Origin of the sequence: Sphingopyxis sp. (assembly GCF_036402335.1) — a bacterium.
GTDB lineage: Bacteria > Pseudomonadota > Alphaproteobacteria > Sphingomonadales > Sphingomonadaceae > Sphingopyxis.
The window spans coordinates 1-6,462 of the sequence record NZ_DASWTD010000397.1; the positions used below are offsets into that span (position 1 = coordinate 1).

Annotated in this window: 8 protein-coding genes; 4 read left to right on the forward strand and 4 right to left on the reverse strand. The window is 64.9% G+C overall.

The genetic code is table 11. From position 1 onward, the window contains the following. Positions 1-1,783, forward strand: a 1,783-nt coding sequence (locus VGD20_RS12695) for a GMC family oxidoreductase N-terminal domain-containing protein (protein ID WP_331134795.1), incomplete at its 5' end; no start/stop codon positions are given. Between the two features lie 82 nt (positions 1,784-1,865). Beyond that, complete coding sequence (locus VGD20_RS12700; protein WP_331134796.1) at positions 1,866-2,606, forward strand: rhodanese-related sulfurtransferase; 741 nt, start codon at positions 1,866-1,868, stop codon at positions 2,604-2,606. Positions 2,607-2,655: 49 nt separating this feature from the next. Here VGD20_RS12700 and VGD20_RS12705 read toward each other — a convergent pair whose 3' ends face one another. Then, positions 2,656-3,459 (reverse strand): SDR family oxidoreductase, encoded by an 804-nt coding sequence (locus VGD20_RS12705; RefSeq protein WP_331134797.1) that lies wholly within the window; start codon positions 3,457-3,459, stop codon positions 2,656-2,658. Between the two features lie 84 nt (positions 3,460-3,543). Here VGD20_RS12705 and VGD20_RS12710 point away from each other — a divergent pair, with 84 nt between their 5' ends. Further along, positions 3,544-3,981, forward strand: coding sequence for a helix-turn-helix domain-containing protein (locus VGD20_RS12710; RefSeq protein WP_331134798.1), 438 nt, complete (start codon positions 3,544-3,546; stop codon positions 3,979-3,981). Positions 3,982-3,988: 7 nt separating this feature from the next. Here the strand turns inward: VGD20_RS12710 and VGD20_RS12715 are convergent, their stop codons facing one another. Continuing rightward, complete coding sequence (locus tag VGD20_RS12715; protein ID WP_331134799.1) at positions 3,989-4,729, reverse strand: sulfotransferase; 741 nt, start codon at positions 4,727-4,729, stop codon at positions 3,989-3,991. A gap of 71 nt (positions 4,730-4,800) precedes the next feature. Further along, positions 4,801-5,283 (reverse strand): SRPBCC family protein, encoded by a 483-nt coding sequence (locus tag VGD20_RS12720; protein WP_331134800.1) that lies wholly within the window; start codon positions 5,281-5,283, stop codon positions 4,801-4,803. Between the two features lie 48 nt (positions 5,284-5,331). Here VGD20_RS12720 and VGD20_RS12725 point away from each other — a divergent pair, with 48 nt between their 5' ends. Further along, positions 5,332-5,667 carry an ArsR/SmtB family transcription factor gene (locus VGD20_RS12725; RefSeq protein WP_331134801.1) on the forward strand — a complete coding sequence of 112 codons (336 nt, stop codon included), beginning with the start codon at positions 5,332-5,334 and terminating at the stop codon, positions 5,665-5,667. A gap of 38 nt (positions 5,668-5,705) precedes the next feature. Here VGD20_RS12725 and VGD20_RS12730 read toward each other — a convergent pair. After that, positions 5,706-6,462 (reverse strand): hypothetical protein (locus tag VGD20_RS12730; RefSeq protein ID WP_331134802.1); only part of this gene is annotated, 757 nt, incomplete at its 5' end.

Sequence of the window (6,462 nt, forward strand, 5' to 3'; positions counted from 1 at the left end):
AAGGCTGAAGGACCGGCTTCAGAACAGCCAGATCGACCTGTTCCAGGACATGGCCCGGCTGCGCGGCATCGTCTACGCCTGCTATTACGGGCATTGGCAGCCGGGGCTGGAGCCCGGCGACCAGGACGCCAATGTCGCCAATCCCGTGCACCGCCAGATCGGCTTCACGCTGCCCAAGTTCCGGCAGCGCGGCGGCGGAGACATGCCGCTCGAACCGGTCCACGGCCGCGAGATCGACCCGGCGCATATCCTTGATGCCGACAGCGTCGAGGGTGAATATGACGTGATCGTCATCGGCTCGGGCGCGGGTGGCGGCGTTGCGGCGTATAATATCGCTGCGCAGGGCTATAAGGTGCTGATCGTCGAGGCGGGGCCCTTCTACCCCAGCCACGCGATCACCCACCACGAACTCGACATGGTCGCCAATCTCTACAAGCATGGCGCGCTGCAAACCTCGACCAACCGCGATTTTGTGGTGTTTCAGGGGCGGTGCGTCGGCGGGTCGTCGACGATCAACAACGGGATCTGCCTGCGCGTCAACGAGCCCGGGCGCACGCACCCCGACGCGCAGGACGTGCTCGCCAAATGGGCGAGCATCGGCGCGCCGGTCGACGCCGCTGCCTTTCATGCCAGCTATGACGCGGTCCGCGATCGGCTGGGCATCGCACCGATCGAACCGCGGAGCGGGCGGCACAATGGCCCGCACCTGATCGAAGGCTGGCGCGCCTACGCCGCCGCGTCGACCGATCCCCGCGAACGGCGCGCGGTGACCGACTGGTTCGCCAAGAATTTCGGTCCGCCGAACACGGTAAACGCCTGCGCCTATTGCGGCTATTGCAATTCGGGCTGCGCTTACGGCCGCCGCATGGGCATCGCGCAGACCTATCTGCCCGCGGCGTGCCGCGACCATGGCGCGCGTATCCTGCCCGGTACGAAGGCCGACCGGATCGTCTGGCAGACCGCCTATGACGGTCGGCGCGAGGCCGAAGCGGTCAGGCTGATCCTGCCCGACGGGTCGAAGGCTCTGGTTCGGGCGCGCGTCGGCGTCGTCGTGGCCGCGGGAACGATCGCGTCGTCGAAGCTGCTCGACCGCAGCGATATCGACGGCACCGGCTATCAGGTGTCGTTGAACGTCGCGTCGCCGGTCGTCGCGCTGATGCCGGACGGCGTCGGCGGCGACGCGTGGGACGAAGACCAGATGTCGAGCTATGTCGACTGCGGCGACTTTCTGCTCGAAAGCCATTTCCAGCCGCCGATGTCGATGGCGTCGCTGATGCCCGGCTGGTTCGGCGACCATGCGAGCCGGATGAAGAATTTCGGCCGCGTCCATTCGGCGGGCATCCTGTTCCCCGCCGACCGGCGCGGGCGGGTCAAAGACGGCAAGCTCGAGTTCCGGCTCGACACGCAGGATGACCTGCCGATGCTGCGCCGCGCGATGGCGACGCTGACCAAGGTGCATTTCGCCGCCGGGGCGCTCGAATGCTATCCCGCGCTGGCGAAGGGACAGGTCATCACTCCCGATATGGATATCGATGCCTTCTTTCAGCAAGCGATCCGCGAACAGGACGACGTCACCCTGTCGAGCAGCCATCCGCATGGCGGCAACGCGATCAACGAGGATCCGCAGCACGGCGTCGTCGACCCCGATTGCCGCGTCCACGAAACGACCAATGTGCTCGTCACCGATGCGAGCGTTTTTCCGAGCTGCATTCGCGTCAACGCGCAATGGACGACGATGGCGATGGCGCAATATGCGACCGGGCGCGGCGATCCGTTTCGGTAGGGGCCTGCTCCTCCCATCGCTTCACGGCAGGGAGGACTGCTTTCTCGCAATGACGGCCGCTTTTGTTTAAGGGAGCGCCGCCATGACCTTCACCGTTGCCGCCCTCTACCGTTTCGCGCCGTTCGACGATCCCGCTGCCTTGCGCCAGCCGCTGATCGACCTCTGCGCCGCAGAGCGCGTGATGGGTACGCTGCTTCTCGCGCGTGAAGGCATCAACGGAACGATCGCCGGAACCAGAGCGGGCGTTGCCGCGGTTATCGATCATATCCGCCATCTTCCCGATTGCGCCGCGCTCGACGTCAAATATTCGACCGCCGCCGAGATGCCCTTCCAGCGGATGAAGGTGCGCCTCAAGAAAGAAATCGTCACGATGAAGGTGCCGGGGCTCGACCCCGCGCGCGACGCGGCACCCTATGTCGATCCCGCCGACTGGAACGCGCTCGTCGATGATCCCGACACGGTGCTCATCGATACGCGCAACGGCTTCGAGGTCGGTTATGGCAGCTTTGCCGATGCGATCGATCCCGCGACGAAGAGCTTCGGCGAATTTCCCGATTGGTGGCGCGCCAACGCCGGCAAGTTCGCCGGCAAGCGCGTCGCGATGTTCTGCACCGGCGGTATCCGCTGCGAAAAATCGACCGCTTTCCTGCGCCACGAAGGCGTCGAGGACGTCGTCCATCTGAAAGGCGGCATCCTCGCCTATCTCGAGCAGGTGCCCGAAGCCGGCAGCCGCTGGCACGGCAGCTGCTTTGTCTTCGACGAACGGGTCAGCGTCGGACACGGGCTGGTCGAGGTGGGGGAGAAAGACCGGGAATCGCGCTAACGATTCCGGAGAACCGATCTCCCCTCCCGCAAGCGGGAGGGGAGAAGCATCAGGCGGCCACGCCCACCCGGTACCGGTCCGCGACCTCGCGCCGCGACAGGTTCGGCGCCATCGCCAGCCGCGCGGCATGATAATTCGTCCACTGGCCGTCGTCGGCGAGCGGCGGGATCGTCACCTCCTCGCCGCGATCGAGCCCGAGCAGCGCTGCATCGACAAGGTCGTCCGCGGTCATCACCATCTCGGCCGGGAAGGCATCGATATCCTTGCCCGAACGCTCCCAGATCTCGGTGCGTGTCGCGCCCGGCAGCACCGCCTGGACATGGAAGCCCTGTTCGCGGCCGTTCGCCGCGAGCGCGTGGCTGAGGTTGAGCAGGAAGGCCTTCGATCCGCTGTACACGCCCTCGAACATCTCGGGCGCAAGCGCGAGGACCGACGCGATGTTGACGATCGCGCCCTTGCCGCGTGCGCCGAACGCCTTGCCCGCCGCGATCGCGAGCCGCGCGGCGGCAGTGATGTTGAGCGCGATGATCCTCTCGATCTCGGCCGCGCTATTCTCCAGCGTGCCGCCGTTCAGCGACATGCCGGCGTTGTTGACGAAGAGCGCAATATTCGCGTCGTCGATCAGCCTTTGTTCGATCCGCGTCACATCGTCGCTCCTGGTGAGGTCGGCGGCGATCACGTCGACCTGGACGCCGGTCGTGACGCGCAGTTTCGCGGCGAGTTCCTCCATCTGTGCGCCATTGCGCGCGACGAGGATCAGGTCGTGGCCGCGCCTGGCGAGGCGATCGGCATAGAGGGCGCCAAGGCCGGTCGAGGCGCCCGTAATCAGCGCCGTTCCATTGGGGATAGACATATCATTGCTCCTTATGAGGCGGCCCCAAAACAGGAAGCGTGCGGGTCGCTTGCAAAATGATAGTGACTGCCCCATATGACTTCAATGAGCGAGAATGAAAATAATTTGGGTACCTGTCCTGTCGACCGCGGACTGATGCGTGTCGGCGACCGCTGGAGCATGCTGGTGCTGCGCGATATCGAGCGCGGGCTGATGCGCTACGAGCAACTGCGCACCAGCCTCGGCATCGCGCCGAACATATTGGCGCGGCGGCTGGCGGCGCTTGCGGCGGCGGGGCTCATCGAAAAGCGACGCTACAGCCAGCGTCCGCCGCGCGACGAATATCTGCTCACCGATGCGGGGCGCGATTTCCTGCCGATCCTGATGGCGATCGGTGCGTGGGGGCGAAAATACAACGGTGCCGGCGCGCTCAGCCGGCATCTCGACGCCGAAACGGGCGAAGCCGTCCGTCCGGTCGTCGTCGACGCGAACACGGGCGCCCCGATCGGTTCGCGCCCGCTGCAGCTCGAATATCCGGATTAGCGCCGCTTCATTCCGTATCGGGGCGGGGATAACCCATCGCGAGCGCCGTCTCGCCGACGATCTCCCAGATCGCCGCGACCTCTTCGGTCGTCAGATTCTCGCGCCAGCGGTCGATACGGACCTTGTGGTCGGGCCGCGAATAGGCCCGCGAGGTCCGCGCTTCGATGAAATTCCGGTTGTTGCTGTTCTGCACCCGGTTCGACCATTGCGCGAGGTGCAGGGCGTTGGCGTCGGGATCGATGCCGAGCGTCTTGCATATCGTGGCCGAAAATCGGGTTGGATCGGCGATCATGTCCTCGAACCGGACGAGGGTGGCGCCATGGCGCACCTGCGCATATCCGGCGCGATTGAGGAATTCCCAATGATGCGCGCACTGCGCGATCAGCGGGCGCGCCAGCCAGTCCTGCCAGTCGGGCGGCCGCGGATGATGTCCCCACTGCTTGGCTATTCCGATGCGCAATGAACAAACGGCGTCGAGAGGGTGCCGCACGATCCAGAATAATCGTGCGCCGGGCGCCGCCTCCAGAAAGCGGTCGAGCGGAAACGATAATCCCGGCTTCGCCGGATGAAGGTCGCTCTCGCGCGGCACCTTGAACGCCTGCGGCATATTGTAGTCCGCAGCCAGCACCGCTTCGAACGCCGGTTCGCTCTGGTAGGAGTAAAGATCGAGGCCGTCGAACAGCTCGCCGAAAATCGACGTTCCGCTGCGACCGCAACCGAGGATCATCACCGGCGGCGCGCTTGTCATGCTCCGACGCTAACGCCGGGCCGCGATATCCGCAATGCCGCTCCGATGTTCGTCGGCCGCCAGCGACGCCGCTAGATATACATGCCCTCGCGCAGGTTGATCCCATGTTCGGTCCACGCCTTGAGCGCGCAGAGCATCTGCGACCAGCCCTGGCAATTGCCATAGGAGGCGCTCAGCGCGCCCTGGTTCTCGCGCCAGCCTTCCTCGGCGATCTCGACGAGCGTCCGTCCGTCGTCGAGGCCCTTGAAGCTCATCGTCACGCGCGTGCGGTAATCGGCGTCCTTCAGTTCGCCGCCCTCGACGTTCGGCGCCTCGCCCTCGTTCGCCTGCCATTCGAGCACGATCTTCTCGTCGGGGACGACCTCGATCACCCAGACCGGAAAGGCGCCCGGGAAATCATGGAAATCCCATTCGACCGTCGCGCCGGTCTCGAGCCGGCCCTTCGCACCGCCGGTGGTGAAATAGTTCGACAGCTTTTGGGGGTCGGCCACCGCCTCGAACACCTCGTGCACCGGCTTTGCGATCCGCGCCGCAACCCTGAACTTCAGTTCCATCGACAATCTCCGCTTGATTCGCCCGACATTATGTTATAGATTTATAACATGTCAATCCACGAAGAATATGATCTCGTTTTCAAGGCTTTGGCGTCACACGTCCGCCGCCAGATTCTCGACACGCTCAAGGATCAGCCGCTGACCACGGGCACGCTGTGCGGCAACTTCGCCAACATCGACCGCTGTACGGTGATGCAGCATCTGCGGGTGCTGGAAGACGCCGGCCTCGTCATCGCCGAACGCCGTGGCCGCGAACGCTGGAACCACCTCAACGCGATGCCGATCCAGGATATCCACGACCGCTGGATCGGCCCGCATGCGGCGGCCGCAAGCGCGAAGCTCGCGCGTTTCAGGCAATCGGTGGAAACGCAGTCCGACCGATAGAACCGCGCCCGCGTCACAGGGAGGTGCGCAATCGGCCCTCAGGCAATCGTCAGCGTATAGGTCACCCGATAATCGCTGGCGTCCCCATCAAGCGTCTTCGTGAACGTCCCCGACGCATCGCCGATGTCGATCGTCCCGATATTGTCGCTGCCGCCGATGTCGTCGAATTCGCGCAGCTGGAAACTGACCGGCTGGTCGAACTCGAAGCTGTCGGGAACGACCCAGCTCTCGCCCTTCCTGATCGAATAAATCTCGCTCTTTCCTTCAGGAAAACGTTGTCCCGTGTTGAAACGCAGGAACAGCTGGTCGGGCAAGCCGAGCCCCAACCGGCCGGTCAGCTTGACGCATTCGACGCGCACGCCCGACAGGACGAACTTGCGCGTGGGGGCCGTCGCCGGAAGGGGGGAGGGGGCTTTGGCTATTGTTGCGACCGCCATTGTTGGCGTGGCAGGCTTCTTGAGCAGCCGGCTGATATTGTCGCCCGCCTCGCTCGCGAACTTGCCCGCCGGGAATTCGGCGAGATAGGCGCTGAATGCGCGCACGCTGTTTTCGGCGACGGCGCCTTTCCACAAAAGATCCTCGATCGCGGTCCGGTCGCCGGAAGCCGCAGGCACCGCGGCTGCCGGGCGCGGCACCAGATAGACTGGCGTTCCCGTAATGCTTGCGCTGACGAAGGGCCGCTGGCTACCGCCCGTCGCTTTCAGCACATCGTCGCGGATCGCGCCGCCCAAAAGCTGCACCGGCAGGTCGGGCTGCGGCAACCGCTTGGCGAGCGAGGTCGCAAAGGGCGAATTG

Bases quoted from the DNA above. Each gene is read 5' to 3' on its own strand.
- VGD20_RS12705 (WP_331134797.1), bottom strand. From the start codon at position 3,459: ATGTCTATCCCCAATGGAACGGCGCTGATTACGGGCGCCTCGACCGGC.
- VGD20_RS12720 (WP_331134800.1), bottom strand. From the start codon at position 5,283: ATGGAACTGAAGTTCAGGGTTGCGGCGCGGATCGCAAAGCCGGTGCAC.
- VGD20_RS12725 (WP_331134801.1), top strand. From the start codon at position 5,332: ATGTCAATCCACGAAGAATATGATCTCGTTTTCAAGGCTTTGGCGTCA.
- VGD20_RS12710 (WP_331134798.1), top strand. From the start codon at position 3,544: ATGAGCGAGAATGAAAATAATTTGGGTACCTGTCCTGTCGACCGCGGA.
- VGD20_RS12700 (WP_331134796.1), top strand. From the start codon at position 1,866: ATGACCTTCACCGTTGCCGCCCTCTACCGTTTCGCGCCGTTCGACGAT.
- VGD20_RS12715 (WP_331134799.1), bottom strand. From the start codon at position 4,729: ATGACAAGCGCGCCGCCGGTGATGATCCTCGGTTGCGGTCGCAGCGGA.